This window comes from Bartonella sp. M0192, from assembly GCF_016102305.1.
Lineage (GTDB): Bacteria > Pseudomonadota > Alphaproteobacteria > Rhizobiales > Rhizobiaceae > Bartonella > Bartonella apihabitans.
In genome coordinates, this window is the sequence record NZ_JACFOU010000001.1 from 1,207,954 (window position 1) to 1,225,024 (window position 17,071).

Below are 17,071 nucleotides of genomic sequence, written 5' to 3' on the forward strand. Positions count from 1 at the left end.
TATTGAATAGAGCAATCTTTATTATAAGGGCGAAACAGAAATGAACGAAATGGAAAACACTCTTTCCCCCAAGACACAAAAGAGTGGAGGAGTTGGCGAACTTGTTTCTATCGTCATACAGGCGCTCATTATTGCAGTTCTGTTTCAAACACTTCTTTTCCAGCCCTTTAGAATCCCTTCCGGCTCGATGCGGCCGACTTTGCTTGTGGGCGACTATCTTTTTGTTTCAAAATATAGCTACGGTTATTCACGTTACTCGATTCCTTTTTCACCGAATCTTTTTTCCGGACGTATCTTCGGGGGTGAGCCAAAACGCGGTGATGTTATTGTGTTCCGCCCGCCGAACAGAATAAACGATTATTATATCAAGAGACTTGTAGGCCTGCCCGGTGACAGGATACAGGTTCGCGATGGTACGCTCTACATTAATGACGAAGCAGTACCGCGTAAACTCGTGGGACAAATTACCAATGCGGATGTGACCGAAGTCGCAAGACCGGTCGATGTTTACCGCGAAACCATGCCGAACGGGGTGACTTATAATACACTTGATATGGAGTATTATCCCCAACTGGACGATACCAAAGTGTTCGAGGTGCCCGAAGGCTATTATTTTATGATGGGAGATAATCGTGACCGCTCGGACGATAGCCGGTTGAGTATCGGTTATGTGCCTTATGAAAATCTTGTCGGCCGCGCCAATATTATTTTCTTTTCGATAGGAAACGGTGCAAGTGCATGGCAAATCTGGCGTTGGCCAGCAGATATAAGGTGGGACAGATTGTTTTCGTCTGTGAAGACAATCAAATATTTTCCGCCTGATAAATAGGTATCAAGATGAATCATCAAAAAGTCGAAAAACTGGAACAGGCGACAGGTCATAAATTTCTGAACGAAGAGCGTTTGAGACGCGCTTTAACACATTCGAGTGTTCAGGATCAGACACATGGCAATTATGAACGTTTGGAGTTTTTGGGCGATAGGGTGCTGGGACTTTTAGTCTCGGAAATGCTTTTCGGTTTTTATCCGCGTGCCAGCGAAGGAGAGCTTTCGGTAAGATTGAACGGCTTGGTCAATGCAGTAACTTGTGCAGCAATTGCACAGGAAATCGGCTTGCCCGATATCGTTTATGTCGGTGCGGAAATGAAAAATCTTGACGAGCGGCGTTTGGCAAATATGCATGCCGATGTCGTAGAAGCATTGATTGCAGCGATGTATCTGGATGGTGGCCTTGATGCGGTACGTCCATTTATACGCCGGTATTGGGAAGAACGCGCCCGCCAGTCAGGTGCTGCTCGCAGAGATGCTAAAACCGAATTGCAGGAATGGGCACATACCCAAAATGGTGCGCAGCCGCAATATCGTGTTGTAAAACGCCATGGGCCCGATCATGACCCGATTTTCGATATAGAAGTCCGTGTCGCGGGTTTTGCCCCCGAAACGGGGAGGGGGCGCTCGAAACGTGAGGCCGAGCGCAACGCAGCAGGAAAACTCCTTGTGCGTGAAAATGTCTGGGAAGAAAGCGAAAGCCAGAATAATGAATAATGATAATAAGACACATTCCGGTTTTGTTGCTTTGATCGGTGCTCCGAATGTCGGTAAATCCACACTTGTCAACAGGCTCGTGGGAACCAAAGTTTCGATTGTCACCCATAAGGTGCAAACCACACGTGCACTTATTCGCGGTATCATCATTCACAACAATACCCAGATTGTGCTCGTCGATACACCGGGTATTTTTACTCCCAAACGGCGACTTGATCGGGCGATGGTCACAACAGCATGGAGTGGCGCGAAAGATGCCGATATTGTCCTTGTCCTTGTGGATGCGGCAAAGGGACTGGACGAGGAAACCGAAGAAGTTTTTGCGTCTCTTTCCAAGGTAAAACAGGAAAAAATACTGGTCATCAATAAAGTGGATTCGGTACCGCGTCCTTCGCTTCTTGAACTTACGAAGAAGTTGAATGAAGGCCAAACATTTTCCGAAACCTTTATGATCTCGGCTTTAAAGGGAACCGGCTGCGATGATCTTCTTGATTATCTTGCAAAAAAGCTACCCGAGGGCCCATGGTATTATCCCGAGGACCAGATATCGGATATGCCGATGCGTCAATTGGCAGCCGAAATTACCCGCGAAAAGCTTTATATGCGGCTGCATAATGAATTACCCTATGCTTCCACGGTGGAGACTGAAAGCTGGGAAGAGCGGCCGGACGGATCGGTAAAAATTAACCAGATCATCTATGTCGAACGCGAGGGGCAGAAAAAGATTGTTTTGGGCACAAAAGGCGAAACGATCAAAGCAATAGGGCAGGCTGCCAGAAAAGAGTTGATGGATATCCTCGAACAAAAGGTGCATCTCTTTTTATTCGTCAAAGTGCGCGATCATTGGAGCGATGATCCGGAACGCTATCGCGAAATGGGATTGGACTATTCAAACTAACAATGGAATGGAAAGAACCGGCGTTTATTCTTGGTACCAGACAACATGGTGAAACGAGCGCCATAGTTGAAGTGATGACCCGCTCGCACGGTCGTCATATGGGATTGGTCAAAGGCGGAAGATCCCGCAAGATGAGCGCTGTTCTCCAGCCCGGAAACAGGGTCATTGCCGATTGGTGGGCAAGGCTCGACGAACATCTGGGAATCTTTAAACTCGAACCGGTTGATTTTAACGCTTCCCGTATGATGGTGGAACCGCATGCATTATACGCATTGCAATTGGCGGCAGCCCATATCAGACTCCTTCCCGAACGGGACCCTTATCCCGCCCTTTACGATATATTCGAGCTTCTGATCAACAATATCGACGACGAGCTTATTACCGGCGAATTGATGGTGAGATTCGAAATAAAGTTGCTGGAGGCGACGGGGTTCGGCCTTGATCTGTCAAAATGCGGGGCGACAGGAAAGCATGAAAACCTCAAATATGTCTCGCCAAAAACGGCACGAGCCATTTGTGAAGAGGCAGGGGAACCATGGAAAGATAAATTATTGCCGCTTCCGGAATTTTTGCTAAAAAGTTCGGAGCGCCCGAAAAATTTCGAAGACATCAAACAAGGCTTTTTTTTAACCGGATATTTTTTAACCCGTAATGTTTGGAATGCTCGCGGTATTGAACCACCGAAGGTGAGGGAGGGTTTTCTTGAATCACTTTCCCGTTTTTTAAATAAATAAATGGTTGGAAAGACCAACGGCATTTGAGAGGATCACTTTCTAAAGCAAACGCTAAGCAGAATGGGACTGTGATAATCTTGCCTTGGTTTTTGCAGATACTCATCAAAACAAGAAAGCGAAGCACCGAAAACTCTTGATAATGTTCATCCGGAACGACATGAAGAAAATTCGAAAAGGTGGCGGCAGACCGGAATACGGATGGGCTGCGAGCAGTTCTGATTGTGCGTTGGACCGAAGATAGTCAATTATGGGCGGTTTTTATTTTTTTTGTCTCGTGTTTTTGTGAAAAAAAGACATAAAAACAGCCGAAAACGTTTGTTGGATAGAGAAAAATTTATTTTAAATGTTTGATAGAGGAAATGGAAAAATTTTAAAAGCTCTGTGACATTTTTCTAAAAATATTTTTAGTGCGTCTTGTCCGAAAGTCTGTGTTTTGAGGTAGAGTTCAAGAAAAACGGCAATCTGGCCGATTGCCTGTCTAGCACTATTTAACTGATTTATATGGCTTGATAATGTTTATCTATCTAAAATCGAAATCGCGATCGTTTTTCTTTCAACCCTCTATTCAATCGGATAATCATGAAATCTCGGAGTTTTGATTATTGCAGCCACATAAAACCAGCTTATTGTTGCATCAAATCGCTTTCCTATTATTTTAAGTTCGTAAACATCACTGTTATGGAAAAAACAATGAAAAAACTGCTCAAGAAATTATTCTGTTTGGCGCTTGTCGTGCCGGTCTTATCCTCTGTAGCCATAGCCGAATATACGACATCAATGTTATCGCTTGATGACGCACGTGCATTGATTACCAAAGGACATGCCTCTGCAGATAGTTTGAAGGTGAATGTCTGCATGGCTGTCGTTGATCCGAGTGGCAGTCTGATTGCTTTTGACCGTATGGACCGCGCGCCTTATGGGTGTGTCGATGCGGCTATAGCAAAGGCCAAATCGGCTGCTCTCTTCCGTGTTAAAACGTCGGTTAATATGCAACGCGTGAATGGAGACGAACCGGCTATTGCAAGTATCCCTCATATGGTTCCTCTCGGCGGTGGTGTACCGGTCACGAATAATGATATTGTCGTCGGTGCGGTCGGTGTAAGCGGTGCTACCAACGCAATGGAAGTCAAGATTGCCGAGGCAATGGTCGCCGGATATGGTGTTATACCGACAAAATAAGCCGGTTCGGAAAAGTCTTTGAAATAATATCATTGCGATCGCGGACGAATGGGCTCCCCGACTGAACGGAATCCTTATTTAATGGACTCTTTTTCTCATGCAGATATTCGAAACGATTGATGATATCCGCCGCCAATTGATGGACGATAGACGAAAAGGTCTGGTAATAGGGCTCGTTCCAACCATGGGCGCTCTTCATCAAGGACATCTGTCACTGGTGGAAAAAGCGCAAACAGTCTGTCAAAAAACAATTGTGTCTATTTTTGTCAATCCGAAACAGTTCGGACCGGATGAGGATTATGAAGCTTATCCTCGCGATCTCGAAAGCGATTGCGCTCTCCTCGATAAAGCGGGTGTTGATTATGTATTTGCCCCGTCAGTAGACGAGATGTGGCCTTCGGGAAATATGACGTGCGTTGAAGTCGAGAGGTTATCGGACATATTGATTGGCAAATTGCGGCCCGGCCACTTTCGTGGCGTAACCACCGTTGTTGCCAAGCTTTTCAATATTGCTCAACCTGATTATGCTTTTTTTGGCGAGAAAGACTACCAACAGCTTGTCATCATCAGACATATGACCAAAGATCTCGGTTTTCCTGTAAAGATAGTGAGTGTACCTATCCTGCGGGATGAGGATGGTGTTGCAAGCTCCTCGCGCAACCAACTTCTTACACCGGACGATCGGAAAGCTGCTATCGTCGTTCCGCAAAGCTGGAAAGCTGCTGCCCATCTCTTTGAAAGCGGAGAACGAAAAATAGAAGCTCTCCGTTTTGCTGTTTTAAATATATTGAATAAGGAACCACGCGCCGTTTCGGAAGCGATAGATTTTCGTGATGCAGAAACTCTGGAAGAAGTCAAAGATAGCATTGATAAGCCGACTGTCCTGTTATTGACGGTGCGTTTTGGTTCTGTCAGATTGATCGACCAATATGTTTTTTAAAAAAAGGTGACAGAGATTGAGCCGGCAGAATGAACAAAAGCGGGTGACAGTACCGGCAATCAAAGCGAGAAAAGGCAACGACCCTATTGTTTCGTTGACTGCCTATTCAGCCAATTCTGCACGAATTGCGGATCCTTATTGTGATTTTCTGCTTGTCGGAGATAGCGTGGGTATGGTGGTTCATGGCTTTGAAACGACTCTGCCGGTTACTGTCGATATGATGATTCTTCACGGACAGGCAGTTATGCGTGGTTCGAAACACGCACTTGTGGTTGTTGATATGCCCTTTGGCTCTTATGAAAAAAGTCCCGAGCAAGCTTTTTCCAATGCTTCCCGTATTCTTTCCGAAACTGGTTGCGGGGCAGTCAAAATCGAGGGCGGTGCCGAAATGGCAAAGACCGTCCACTTTCTTGCGCGTCGCGGCATACCTGTTATGGGACATGTCGGCTTGATGCCACAATCTGTCAACAATTTTGGTGGATTTAAAACGCAAGGTCTTCACCAAAGTGATTGGCCACGTATTGAAGGTGATGCATCAGCCATCGCCGAAGCGGGCGCTTTTGCCATTGTTCTTGAAGGTGTTGTCGAACCATTAGCGGCAAAAATTACACGCGATCTGTTTATCCCGACAATCGGCATTGGTGCTTCCAACCAATGTGACGGGCAAATTCTTGTGATGGAAGATATGCTGGGCTTTGGTGCATTTGTACCGAAATTTGTTCGCCGTTATGGCAATCTCGAAGAGCAAATGGCCGAAGCTATCAAACATTATGCAAGTGACGTGAAAACACGCTCATTTCCGGCTGAAAAAGAGACTTATTCTAAGCCCGAAGAATAGACGATTTTGCTATTGATAAAGGCAAAAGTGGAACCCCCGAATTTTGGAGGATAGATTATCTATCCCGAACCATTAAGCCTCGACAGGCAGAATAAAAGGCGTTCCTTCAAATGCTTCCGCGCCGCGGCCTATATCGGCAATCGCAGAACGCATACGCCCGCCACGATCAAGAATTTTATCAGCAAGCGAAACCATTAATTTGTTCGGTGTGGCGGTTGACGAGTTTTCCCGCAAAAGTCGGGCAATCGACGCTTCACTTTTTTGCGGCTGAAGTGCGCAGGCAATGACAAAAGCCGCTGCCGTCGAGCGCGAAATCCCCATAAAGCAGTTTATCAGGAGCGGATGGGCACGGTTCCAGTTTTGTGCGATTTCAAGAATTTTATAAATTTCGGTTTCACTCGGGGCAATAAGCCCTTCCTGCGGCTCGTTAATGTCATTGAATTCAAGAAAATAATGACACTCTTCTTCAATCATGGCCGGGCGATCCATAGGCGTGCCCTTGTTCATCAAAGTGATGAGTTCCCGCGGTTGGTGGCGAATTGCAGTCTCTGTGAGTTTTGAAAGAGGGGAAACGATCAGGTAGGCCATCAATGTGCTCTTTCTTGTTCGATTACATTGAAACGAGCCAAAAACGCGCCTTCAATTTGGGGTGTCGGTCGCGCAATCAAATCAAGTCCTTGCGGGGTTATCGTTTCCGGTTCGCCAAAATAACGGATTGCTTCAGCTTTGCTGAAACCGGCAAGAGTGCTTGCTTCAAAATAGGCTGCTATACGGTCGGCTTGTTTCAATTGTTTTACGATTTTTACCCGAAGTTCGGTCGGAAGGCCGAAGCGGATGCGGATTGCATCTTCGAGCCTTTTTTCGATCATTTCATAACTTCCCCCCATCACGGCCTTGAAGGGAGAAATCATGTCACCAATGACATATTCGGGCGCGTCATGGAGAAGGGCGAGTTGTTTTTCATCAGCTGTGGCTTCGGGAAACAAGCGACGGTAGATTTTCTCGACCAGCAAAGAATGTTGGGCAACCGAATAGGCATATTCGCCTTTTGTCTGACCGTTCCAGCGGGCAACACGCGCAAGACCGTGAGCAATGTCGGTAATTTCGACATCAAGAGGAGAGGGATTTATAAGGTCAAGCCGGCGCCCCGACAACATACGTTGCCAGGCACGTGCTTCTCCTGTCCTTGTTATTTCGGCATCAGCCATTTATTCACCTTCCGACACATCTTCCTGAAAACCGTAATTCATATTGGGGGCAATTGTCAGAGTGACTGGCACATTTTCCACGAAAAAAGGAATGTTTTTGTCAATGCCGGTCTTTACCTTGTCAATCCGCACAATTGCCGAGGCATGTTTGCCGACGACTGTACCGAGATTGCCAACGGTTTTTCCCTCACATTCGATAGAGCCAGTGGCGGGTAAATTATCTTCACCTTCGACGACCAACATCCTGCGGCGGATAGTGCCTCTATGGTGCATACGGGAAACTACTTCCTGACCGATATAACATCCTTTTTTATAGGAAATGGCACCGGTTTGATCAAAATTGATATCGTGCGGGAATACATCGCCAATTTTGAAATCTTTCCCACTCTCGGCAATTCCATATTTTATGCGCAGAAGATCCCACTGATCGGAGGAGTTTTGCGAAAAGGGGAGGGCGGTCATGTTTTTCCCGTAAAAGCGGGTGACTTTTTCTTGTGGTGGAAACCGTTTATCAGCAAAACTTGAATCACTTTCTGAAGTAAGTGAATCACTTTGCCAAGAAATCCCTATAACCGATTCAGGAGACTCACTAATTTCAACTTTTGACCGCAAGCGATAAAGGCTTAGGCGTTTTTTAAAACTGTCGGCAAGGTCGGCCGAAATATCAATGACAAAACCGTCGTCAATGCGACCGATCAAAAAATCGAAAATCACTTTACCTTGCGGCGAAAGCAGCGCACCGGGCCACATTTCTCCGGCACCTATTTTTTCGACATCAGTAGTGATCAACCGTTCCAGAAAATGCGTTCTATCTTCGCCTGTAATCGTCAATACACGGCGGTTTTCGAGGGTGAGAGAGCAGTGATTTTCGACCATTTTCCTTGCCTTTCTTCTCGCATTTACGTAATCGGTATAGTTATGGGCTGCAAGGAGCAAAAGTAATGTCGAGAACATTTGATAAAATTTTTAAAGGCGGAACAGTTGTCAATCATGACGGTATCGGTCAAAGGGACATTGGCGTTGTTAATGGACGCATTGCCGAAATAGGCGATCTGTCGGCTTGTTCGGCTGGTGAAACGGTTGATTGCACGGGACTTCATATTCTGCCTGGTATGATTGATAGTCAGGTGCATTTTCGCGAACCCGGTGGCGAATATAAAGAAGATCTTGAAACCGGTTCACGTTCTGCCGTATTGGGCGGAGTGACAGCAGTCTTTGAAATGCCGAATACCAATCCATTGACAACAAGCGAGGCTGCCCTTGCCGACAAAGTGAAACGCGGCTACCACCGGATGCATTGCGACTTTGCTTTCTGGGTCGGCGGAACACATGAAAATGCCCGCGATGTCGGTGAGCTCGAACGTTTACCCGGTGCTGCCGGTATAAAGGTATTCATGGGGTCATCAACTGGTAATCTGCTGGTTGCCGATGATGAAGGTGTTACCGAAATCCTGAAACACACCCACCGTCGGGCGGCATTCCACTCGGAAGATGAAGCACGGCTTAACGAACGCAAACATTTGCGTGTTGAAGGTGACCCGACATCCCATCCGGTTTGGCGCGACGTGGAAGCAGCACTTCGTTGCACAAAAAGGCTTGTAAAAATTGCCCATAAAACCGGTGCACGCATTCACGTTCTTCATGTTTCAACAGCCGAAGAAATCGAGTTTCTCAAAGACCATAAGGATGTTGCCACTCTGGAAGCAACGCAACATCATTTGACTTTGACAGCGGATGATTATGCCCGCCTTGGTACACTCATCCAGATGAACCCGCCAATCCGTGAAAGCCGCCATCGTGCAGGCATATGGTATGGCGTCAGACAAGGCATTATTGATGTTCTCGGTTCCGACCATGCACCGCATACATTGGAAGAAAAGCACAAAACCTATCCGGCTTCTCCTTCCGGCATGACCGGTGTCCAGACCACAGCTGCCATTATGCTTGACCATGTTAACGCTGGCAGGCTTTCGCTGGAACGTTTTGTCGATCTCACTTCTCATGGCCCCAATCGTGTTTTTGGTATCAGCCGCAAGGGGCGCATTGCCGCCGGCTATGATGCTGATCTCACAATCGTCGATTTGAAACGTGAAGAAATTATCCGCAACGAACAAATCGGATCGAAAGCCGGTTGGACACCTTATGATGGCAAGAAGGTCAAGGGGTGGCCGGTTGGCACGATCATTCGTGGGAAAACTGTTATGTGGCAGGGCGAAATCGTTACACCATCGACCGGTGAGCCGATCGAATTTCTGGAATGCCTGCACCACACGAACTGATTATGCAGAATGGGTATCAAAACTGTCGGCCTTGATGCCGACGATACGCTTTGGCATAACGAGAAAACATTTCGGGAGGCTGAACAATATTTTGTTCAGCTTCTTGGACGTTGTGCCGATAACGAAATAATTGAGCGTACACTTTTTTCGACAATTGCTCGTAACCTCGGCCTTTACGGCTACGGTTTCAAATCATTCACACTTTCAATGATCGAAACAGCGGGTCACCTTTATAACGAGGTTATCCCGTCTTCAAAGATGAGAGAGATCATTTCGCTTGGTCAATCCTTGATGGATAAACCGGTAAACTTGATCGACGGTGTCGTTGAAGGGCTTGAAGCACTCCATAAAAACTACCGTTTGTTGCTGATAAGCAAAGGCGACCTCGTCGAGCAAAGTCGAAAGATCGAAAAATCGGGATTAAAAAGCTATTTTGATGCCATCGAAATTGTCAGCCATAAAGACAAAACTGTTTATGAAGAACTGCTCAAACGTAACAGAGTGGATAGAAACGAATTTGCAATGGTCGGTAATTCGTTGAAATCGGATATTCTGCCCGCTCTCGAAGCAGGTGCCATTGCAGTCTACATCCCTTATGATATTACCTGGGTTCATGAAATGGCAGAGGAACCGTATGACAATGCCCGCTATTTCAAAGTCGACAAGTTTGCCGATCTTCCCGAACTTTTAAAGATAATCGACCGCAAAGGGTAAACCGTTCTTTCCACCACATGGAACAGTGAAGCTTACAAAGTGGGAACAACCGCTTTAAGATTATTGTTATTCGGTTTGTTGAAGAAAATGATTAGTCGCCGGTAACAAAAAACCGCCATTTACCGTCAGGTGTAATACCAATTCTGAAAAAGGAATATGTGCCGATTTCTTTCATTTGTTCAAGATCACCGGCCGTCATAATCTGGAATAGCTCGACAAGTTGTTGCTTTGAAAGATTATCAATCGGCATGGCAACGAAATAGGGCCAGACGTAAATTTCCTCATTGTCTTCGTCGTCAAGATGCGCATAACCGGAATTGAGAAGGTCAATCATGATGGCCATGGTTTCAAGCCCATCACCATCACCGGAAAGTTTTTTGATATAATCTATCGGGTCCTTGACATTATCGGAAACGGAAAGTTGCGTCGGGTCGCTACTGGTACCCAGTAACGGTTTCAGATTGTTGACATCACCACTTTTTGCCGCATCAATAATTTTTTGCCGCATCAGTTTTACTGGCGCGGGCAGTTTTTCGATATCGTATTCAACCTTTGGCGGCGTATCGTCACTGTTTGTTTTTTTGCTTTTCTTCGCTTCCGGTAACGGAATAGGATTAGCAGCGTCATCTACTTTCGGGACATCGGTGTGCACTTTTATATCGTCATTGGTCATATCTGTTGACGCAACGCTAACAGAATTGGCCACAGGCGAAGCGAGTGTCAAAGCCCCCAGGAGCAAACAAAAAACAAATGATTTCAATGGCATAAAATCCTTTATTGAATCGTTTTATGATCGCTAAGTTCACCCATTACGACTTTGTCGCGCATGTGGGATAGAAAGTTGAGCACCTGTTTTTCATTACGCGCCTGTAGTAAATATTTAAGCGCGGTATCAAAGGCCGCTTCGGCCAGAATTTCCGGCTCGATACCATTGGAAATACCGCCAACCCAAGCTTCGGATTGAAATTCATGGGCTGCGTGTTTTTGCTCTTCAGCGATAATGGCCGAAAGATCAGTATTCGTTTGGCTCATCAGTGAACTCGTTCTATCAGTGCTATTTAGTGAAATACATTAGCACAATTTCGCCGCCTGTCAGTCTTAATAGTCAAAAAGGGTTAATTGCCATAGCGGTTCAAAAGCTCATGTGAAAGGGCTGTTCCTTCCTTGATATAACGGCGATCAGCATCAACGGCTGCTTTTGTGCATGTGTGATAATTATCCGAGAAAGCGCGATAAGCATCGTTGAAGCTTGCGTAAAGTCGTGCACGACGCGTTGGTGTCGGGTTTTCGGCTTTGATCAGCTCTTCCATTTTGTCGCGCCACAGGGATGTCTTCTCTCCGCATAGATTGCGCAGGTAATGGAGTGAACCAAGTATTTCGGCAAGCCGTAACATTTTGGCATCATATTGGGGAACCGGCTCGGCATCGGCCGGCGCAGCAGCAAAAAGAAAAGCCATAATGACAAGAGTTTTCAAATACTTGTTCATGTTTTCGGACTCATTTTGTTATTCAGACAAAAAGCTATCATGATAAGGATATTTCTATAGGTCTTTTTGAAGCTTATAAGCAATGCCAAAACGTAACCGGAGATTTTGAAAGCCGGAGTTTTTGTCGATCAAGTCCTTCATCATATATTTTGTTTTTGGTAGCTCGACCGGCTATGGTGGTTATAAATTTCCTGACTTATCCAGCGAAGAAAGATTGGTCTTTTGTCTTTACGATACATATTTTCCAGTGACGGTAAGAATATTCATGCAATATCAATTGCCATTTTCCCTTTGGAAAAGCCGGTTTTTGATCGCAAAAACGTTAAACTGATGAATTAAGAAGGGTAGCCATGTGTGGGCGGTATGAGCTTGATGCCTCGAAAAACGAGGTTGCGAATGCATTTGATGCTTGGATAGAAGAAGATTTCCCGAAACGCTATAATATTTCGCCTACACAACCGATTTTGGTTATCAAGGCACCGGAAGCCTATCGCGATGCTTTATCGAACAAACCCAAACATGATGCCTTACTTGTGCGCTGGGGGTTCATTCCTTCCTGGACAAAAAATCCTGATCAATGGCCGCTAACATTCAATATACGTTCCGAAACAGTAGCGGTGAAAAAGTCTTTTACCAATGCGCTTCGTCATCACCGTGTCATTATTCCGGCAACAGGTTTTTATGAATGGAAAAAACAATCTCGCGGCAGATCACAGCCTTATCACGCTGCACTTGACGACCACTCTATAATCGGTTTTGCCGGTCTCATGGAAACATGGAGTGGTAGCGAAGGCTCGCAAATCGACACTGCTGCTATTTTGACAACAGAGGCAAAATCGCCGCTCGCAGAAATCCACCACCGTATGCCCGTCATTGTCAGGCGGGAAGATATTGATAGATGGCTTGATTGCCGGAATTTTCGCCCTGCCGATGTTGTGGATATTTTAAAAAATACACCAGCCGAACACCTTCATGTTTATCCTGTGTCCGATAAAATCAATAATGCTGCTTATTCAAGGAGCGATGTGAAAGAAAGGATAAATCCTGTCGAAGATTCCGGCGACAAAGCTCAACAGCAAAACAATAAGGATCAAAAACGGGGGAAAAGTCCAAAGAATAAAGACCAGTTTGATCTTTTCTAAATGCGTCACTGGAATATTTAAGGATAATTAGGGTAAATGCCTTAACTGTTTTTGAATAGCTTGCCAAAGTTTTGGCCTTACCTGACAGACGAAAGACGATTGATGACCAATTTGCATTTTTATAACACGTTGACGAGAACAAAAGAGGATTTTCATCCGATAGACGCCAATAAAGTGCGTCTTTATGTTTGCGGCCCTACAGTTTATGACTATGCCCACATCGGCAATGCGCGTCCGGTCGTGGTCTTCGACGTTTTGTTCAGGTTATTGCGTCATGTTTATGGAAATGACCATGTTATCTATGCTCGCAACATTACGGATGTGGATGACAAAATCAATGCGCGTGCTGCCCGCGATTATCCGGAACTGCCGTTAAATGATGCTATCCGCATTCTAACAGAAAAAACCAACAAGCAGTTTCAGGAAGATGTTGCAGCTCTTGGTTGCTTAACGCCTACAACGCAACCACGTGCGACAGATAATCTCGATAATATGCGTGCAATGATCGAACGGTTGATCGAACGTGGTCACGCTTATGTTGCAGAAGATCACGTATTGTTTTCTGTTTCCAGTATGGGAGATCATCCCCGTTATGGTGCTTTGGCCCGCCGCTCGCTTGATGAAATGATGGCTGGCGCCCGTGTTGATGTTGCAGCCTATAAGCGTGACGAAATGGATTTCGTTTTGTGGAAACCCTCGAAAGAGGGGGAACCGGGGTGGCCTTCACCTGCGGGAATTAAAGCCAAAGGGCGCCCAGGTTGGCACATTGAATGTTCCGCAATGTCTATGGCAAAATTATTGGTACCCTTTGGGGGTGGTCTTCAATGCGATAATCCTGCCAATAATGTTTTCGATATTCATGGTGGCGGTATCGATCTGGTTTTTCCCCATCATGAAAACGAGATTGCCCAAAGCTGTTCGGCCTTTGGAACAGAGCGCATGGCAAATTTATGGATGCATAATGGTTTTCTACAGGTCGAAGGGCAGAAAATGTCCAAAAGTCTGGGCAATTTTATTACCATTCATGATGTGTTGGAGACCGAACTTGCCGAACTATCTTCCGATATTGATGAAACGATGCGTCATCAATGGGTGGGATTAAGTGCGCGTCTTTCCATGTTGCAAACGCATTATCGTGAACCGTTAAACTGGACAGCCCAGCGCCTTGCGGACTCGGGTACCGAACTCTATCGCTGGTATGAACTGCTACGCCAGAAAAACGTTCGTTCTTCAACTCCGGCACATCCTGCAGACGAGCTTGTCGATGCTCTGGGAGAGGATCTCAATTGCTGGAGTGCCATCACGTATTTGCGCCAATATTATAAATCGCAGGATGCTAAAGCACTCAAATCCGGCATGGAGCTCATGGGGTTGTTGCATGATGATTGGCTGGATGACGAAGACTGTTCACTGTTTAATAGAAAAAGCGGGATAGATAGCGAGTATGTCGAGAGCCAAATTGCCAAACGCTTGTCGTTTATCAAAGAGAAAAATTGGGCTGAAGCAGATCGTATTAGAGACGAGCTTGGAAACAAAAATATATCGCTGAGGGACGAAAAAAATCCGCAAACAGGCGAACGCGTGACACATTGGGAAATCAAACATTAATCCCGCCAGAATTCGCCACTGGCAATGATGAAGAAGGTCTCAGAAATGGATTACCTTTTGGGTTATGGCTATGTGGCACTCAAGCTTTTTATAGGACTTGCAGTTTTTTTGCTGGTGCTTCGAACAAGCGGTCGGGGAAGTCTCAGTCAAATGACCCCGACGGATTTGATCAGCAATTTTGTTATGGGCGGTATTATCGGCGGCGTCATCTATAATCCGAAAATCACTGTTATCCAGTTACTGATTGTTTTGATTATCTGGCAATTACTGGTTATCGGGCTGAATTACCTCCGTCGACATTCGGTGTTTTTTCATAATCTTGTAGCAGGTGGCGATGTTGCACTGGTGCTTGACGGAAAATTCCAGATGGATGAAATCAAGCGGCTCAATATTGATGTGAACGACTTTGCAACCATGCTCAGAATCAAGGGTTGCGCACTTCACGAAGTCGCTTTTGCGCGTCTTGAATCAAATGGAAGTCTTTCGGTTATCCGCAAGGAAGAAGGCAAAAACGCAACGCTTGTGGTCAAGAATGGTAGCATTGTTGATGGCAGTCTCGACGAAATAGGAAAAGATGAAGCCTGGCTCGAAGAGCAGTTAAAGAAGAAAAAAGTTTCCATTGATGATATCTATGCCGCCGAGTGGTACGAGGAAAAAAGCCGTAACGGCAGAACGCGCACTGGACTTTTTATTGTAAAAGGGACTACTTCCTGATTTTTACGAGATTCTAAAAGAGCGGGACCGTTTGACAAATGCTCATGACAAAACCTGTTTCAAAAGAGACTAAAATATTTCCTGCCAATATTTCAGGTTTTTTGGCGGCACTGGGTGCCTATGTCATTTGGGGCATCTTTCCCCTTTATATGAAAGCGGTTGCCCATATTCCGGTTATGGAAGTTGTCGTTCACCGTGTTTTGTGGTCGCTTCCTATTGCTTTTGGTATCATTCTTGTGATCGGGCACGGTAGAGCACTTTGGAGTGCATTAAAGCAGCCGAAAATGGTGGCTATGGCCTGTCTCACATCGGCGTTAATTACCGCCAATTGGAGCATCTATATTTGGGCAATCGCCAATAATCATGCTGTTGATGCTGCGCTCGGTTATTATATAAATCCGCTCGTTAATGTCCTGTTGGGGCTCATTTTCTTACGCGAGAGACTTAATCGCTGGCAATGGTGTTCCATCATGTTAGCGATTGTTGCTGTTCTCATTTTAACGATCAATGCCGGCGGCCTGCCGTGGATTGCGATCTTGTTACCGCTCACTTTCGGGTTTTATGCTTTTTTCAGAAAATCCTTGCCCATCGGACCGACAGAAGGGTTCTCACTCGAAACATTGATTATGACTATTCCGGCGCTCATCGGGTGGGGCTATTTTATTGCAACGGGCCAAGATTATTTTTTCCACGGTACATGGAAAGATGTGGGTCTGCTCGTATTGGCTGGTCCCTTTACCGCAATTCCGTTTATCCTGTTTGCAGTCGGTGCGAAGATGCTGAATTTGACGACCTTGGGGCTGATGCAATATCTAACGCCGACATTCCTATTTTTAATCGCAATTTTCGTTTTTCACGAACCATTTTCAACAGTGCAACTTTTTGCCTTTTCATTGATCTGGCTCGGTCTTGTCATTTACACCGCAGCCAGCCTTTCGACGATGAAACATAGACAACCAAAAGAAACGATAATCGAACTTAAAAAACATCCGCAAAAATAAGAGATATTTCGACCAAAAAGAACCGACAAATTCCGACAATGGAACGTCGTTCAACTTTAGCCTTGATAGAAGGGCATCGAAAAATTTTAACGCCTTATAATGGGTGGGATTCCTGATTCCTTGAAATGGCAGTGACAATTTTTTCAATGTCATCAATAACAAGCGGTTTCAGCTTGTGATTGGAGTGGATGAAGCCTTGTCTCGCCATATGGTCGAGAAGGGCAATCATCGGGTTATAAAAGCCATCTATGTTGGCAAAGGCTATCGGCTTTGTATGCCGCCCAAGTTGTGCCCATGTCATGATCTCGACAATTTCTTCCAGTGTGCCAATGCCACCGGGTAGGGCGAGAAATGCATCGGAGCGATCAAACATCAGTTGTTTGCGCTGGTGCATTGTTTCGGTAACAATGAATTCGTCAAAGAGATCATCATTTTTATTCCGCGCTTCCTTTTTGATAAGAAAATCCGGAATGATTCCTACGACTTTTCCACCATTGCTTTTTACCGCCCGCGCAATTGTGCCCATAATGCCGCTCGTTCCTCCACCATAAACAAGCGTAATGCCGGCTTGAGCCAGCAATTGGCCAAGCCGGTTGGCCGATTGGACATAATCGGGATTGTTGCCCGATGAAGAACCACAATAAACACAGATAGAATTGATTTTTGTCATGGGGGATGTTTTGCCGTTTAATAAAATTTTCGTCAAGGAAAAACCTAAGATTGAGGAAAAGGTTCAATTGAACCAGTTTGGTATTCCGTTTGTGTGGCAAATGGAATAGGACAT

20 protein-coding genes are annotated in these 17,071 nt (G+C 45.6%); 13 read left to right on the top strand and 7 right to left on the bottom strand.

Going from position 1 to position 17,071, the window contains the following annotated elements; translation table 11 throughout:
* Positions 1-49: 49 nt before the first annotated feature.
* From lepB to panB, 7 genes are all read left to right on the top strand, one after another.
* Positions 50-829 (top strand): signal peptidase I, encoded by a 780-nt coding sequence (lepB, locus tag H3S82_RS05270; RefSeq protein WP_370541275.1) that lies wholly within the window; start codon positions 50-52, stop codon positions 827-829.
* Between the two features lie 8 nt (positions 830-837).
* Positions 838-1,545 (top strand): ribonuclease III, encoded by a 708-nt coding sequence (gene rnc, locus H3S82_RS05275; protein ID WP_198232280.1) that lies wholly within the window; start codon positions 838-840, stop codon positions 1,543-1,545.
* Complete coding sequence (gene era / locus H3S82_RS05280) at positions 1,538-2,443, top strand: GTPase Era (RefSeq protein WP_198232281.1); 906 nt, start codon at positions 1,538-1,540, stop codon at positions 2,441-2,443. Before rnc ends, era begins: the two co-directional genes overlap by 8 nt.
* Positions 2,444-2,445: 2 nt before the next feature.
* Positions 2,446-3,177, top strand: coding sequence for a DNA repair protein RecO (gene recO, locus H3S82_RS05285; protein ID WP_198224981.1), 732 nt, complete (start codon positions 2,446-2,448; stop codon positions 3,175-3,177).
* A gap of 690 nt (positions 3,178-3,867) precedes the next feature.
* Positions 3,868-4,356 carry a heme-binding protein gene (locus tag H3S82_RS05290; RefSeq protein ID WP_077970936.1) on the top strand — a complete coding sequence of 163 codons (489 nt, stop codon included), beginning with the start codon at positions 3,868-3,870 and terminating at the stop codon, positions 4,354-4,356.
* A 97-nt stretch (positions 4,357-4,453) separates the two neighbouring features.
* Positions 4,454-5,296, top strand: a complete 843-nt coding sequence (gene panC / locus H3S82_RS05295; RefSeq protein WP_198232282.1) for a pantoate--beta-alanine ligase — start codon at positions 4,454-4,456, stop codon at positions 5,294-5,296.
* 16 nt (positions 5,297-5,312) lie between these two features.
* A complete protein-coding gene (gene panB, locus H3S82_RS05300; RefSeq protein WP_077970940.1) occupies positions 5,313-6,134 on the top strand; it encodes a 3-methyl-2-oxobutanoate hydroxymethyltransferase in 822 nt (273 codons plus the stop codon).
* Between the two features lie 72 nt (positions 6,135-6,206).
* Here panB and H3S82_RS05305 read toward each other — a convergent pair whose 3' ends face one another.
* Genes H3S82_RS05305 through H3S82_RS05315 form a run of 3 tightly spaced genes read right to left on the bottom strand, consistent with a single transcriptional unit; the run spans position 6,207 to position 8,218 of the window.
* Positions 6,207-6,722 (bottom strand): tyrosine phosphatase family protein, encoded by a 516-nt coding sequence (locus H3S82_RS05305; protein ID WP_078039312.1) that lies wholly within the window; start codon positions 6,720-6,722, stop codon positions 6,207-6,209.
* Positions 6,722-7,342 carry a YfbR-like 5'-deoxynucleotidase gene (locus H3S82_RS05310; RefSeq protein ID WP_198224973.1) on the bottom strand — a complete coding sequence of 207 codons (621 nt, stop codon included), beginning with the start codon at positions 7,340-7,342 and terminating at the stop codon, positions 6,722-6,724. The genes H3S82_RS05305 and H3S82_RS05310 overlap by 1 nt, the downstream gene beginning before the upstream one ends.
* The gene (locus tag H3S82_RS05315) at positions 7,343-8,218 is read right to left on the bottom strand and encodes a folate-binding protein YgfZ (RefSeq protein WP_198232283.1); all 876 of its coding nucleotides are present in this window, start codon (positions 8,216-8,218) and stop codon (positions 7,343-7,345) included.
* A 65-nt stretch (positions 8,219-8,283) separates the two neighbouring features.
* On the opposite strand from H3S82_RS05315, the gene H3S82_RS05320 reads away from it, so the two are divergent.
* Positions 8,284-9,621: a dihydroorotase gene (locus H3S82_RS05320; RefSeq protein ID WP_198232284.1), complete on the top strand. Its 1,338-nt coding sequence runs from the start codon at positions 8,284-8,286 to the stop codon at positions 9,619-9,621.
* 9 nt (positions 9,622-9,630) lie between these two features.
* Positions 9,631-10,335 (top strand): HAD family hydrolase, encoded by a 705-nt coding sequence (locus H3S82_RS05325; RefSeq protein WP_198232285.1) that lies wholly within the window; start codon positions 9,631-9,633, stop codon positions 10,333-10,335.
* 91 nt (positions 10,336-10,426) lie between these two features.
* On the opposite strand, the gene H3S82_RS05330 is transcribed toward H3S82_RS05325, so the two are convergent.
* From H3S82_RS05330 to H3S82_RS05340, 3 genes are all read right to left on the bottom strand, one after another.
* Positions 10,427-11,101, bottom strand: coding sequence for a hypothetical protein (locus H3S82_RS05330; RefSeq protein ID WP_198232286.1), 675 nt, complete (start codon positions 11,099-11,101; stop codon positions 10,427-10,429).
* Positions 11,102-11,109: 8 nt separating this feature from the next.
* Entirely contained in the window at positions 11,110-11,367 is a 258-nt protein-coding gene (locus H3S82_RS05335; protein ID WP_198232287.1) for a hypothetical protein, read from the bottom strand.
* An 83-nt stretch (positions 11,368-11,450) separates the two neighbouring features.
* Positions 11,451-11,822: a TIGR02301 family protein gene (locus tag H3S82_RS05340; protein ID WP_077970952.1), complete on the bottom strand. Its 372-nt coding sequence runs from the start codon at positions 11,820-11,822 to the stop codon at positions 11,451-11,453.
* A 350-nt stretch (positions 11,823-12,172) separates the two neighbouring features.
* Here H3S82_RS05340 and H3S82_RS05345 point away from each other — a divergent pair, with 350 nt between their 5' ends.
* The 4 genes from H3S82_RS05345 (at position 12,173) to rarD (ending at position 16,287) form a co-directional block, all read left to right on the top strand.
* Positions 12,173-12,964: an SOS response-associated peptidase gene (locus H3S82_RS05345; protein WP_198232288.1), complete on the top strand. Its 792-nt coding sequence runs from the start codon at positions 12,173-12,175 to the stop codon at positions 12,962-12,964.
* 102 nt (positions 12,965-13,066) lie between these two features.
* Complete coding sequence (cysS, locus tag H3S82_RS05350) at positions 13,067-14,572, top strand: cysteine--tRNA ligase (protein ID WP_198232289.1); 1,506 nt, start codon at positions 13,067-13,069, stop codon at positions 14,570-14,572.
* 45 nt (positions 14,573-14,617) lie between these two features.
* Positions 14,618-15,286, top strand: coding sequence for a DUF421 domain-containing protein (locus H3S82_RS05355; protein ID WP_198232290.1), 669 nt, complete (start codon positions 14,618-14,620; stop codon positions 15,284-15,286).
* 38 nt (positions 15,287-15,324) lie between these two features.
* Positions 15,325-16,287, top strand: a complete 963-nt coding sequence (gene rarD, locus H3S82_RS05360; protein WP_370541227.1) for an EamA family transporter RarD — start codon at positions 15,325-15,327, stop codon at positions 16,285-16,287.
* A 94-nt stretch (positions 16,288-16,381) separates the two neighbouring features.
* On the opposite strand, the gene H3S82_RS05365 is transcribed toward rarD, so the two are convergent.
* Complete coding sequence (locus tag H3S82_RS05365; RefSeq protein ID WP_198224955.1) at positions 16,382-16,957, bottom strand: TIGR00730 family Rossman fold protein; 576 nt, start codon at positions 16,955-16,957, stop codon at positions 16,382-16,384.
* Positions 16,958-17,071 lie beyond the last annotated feature (114 nt).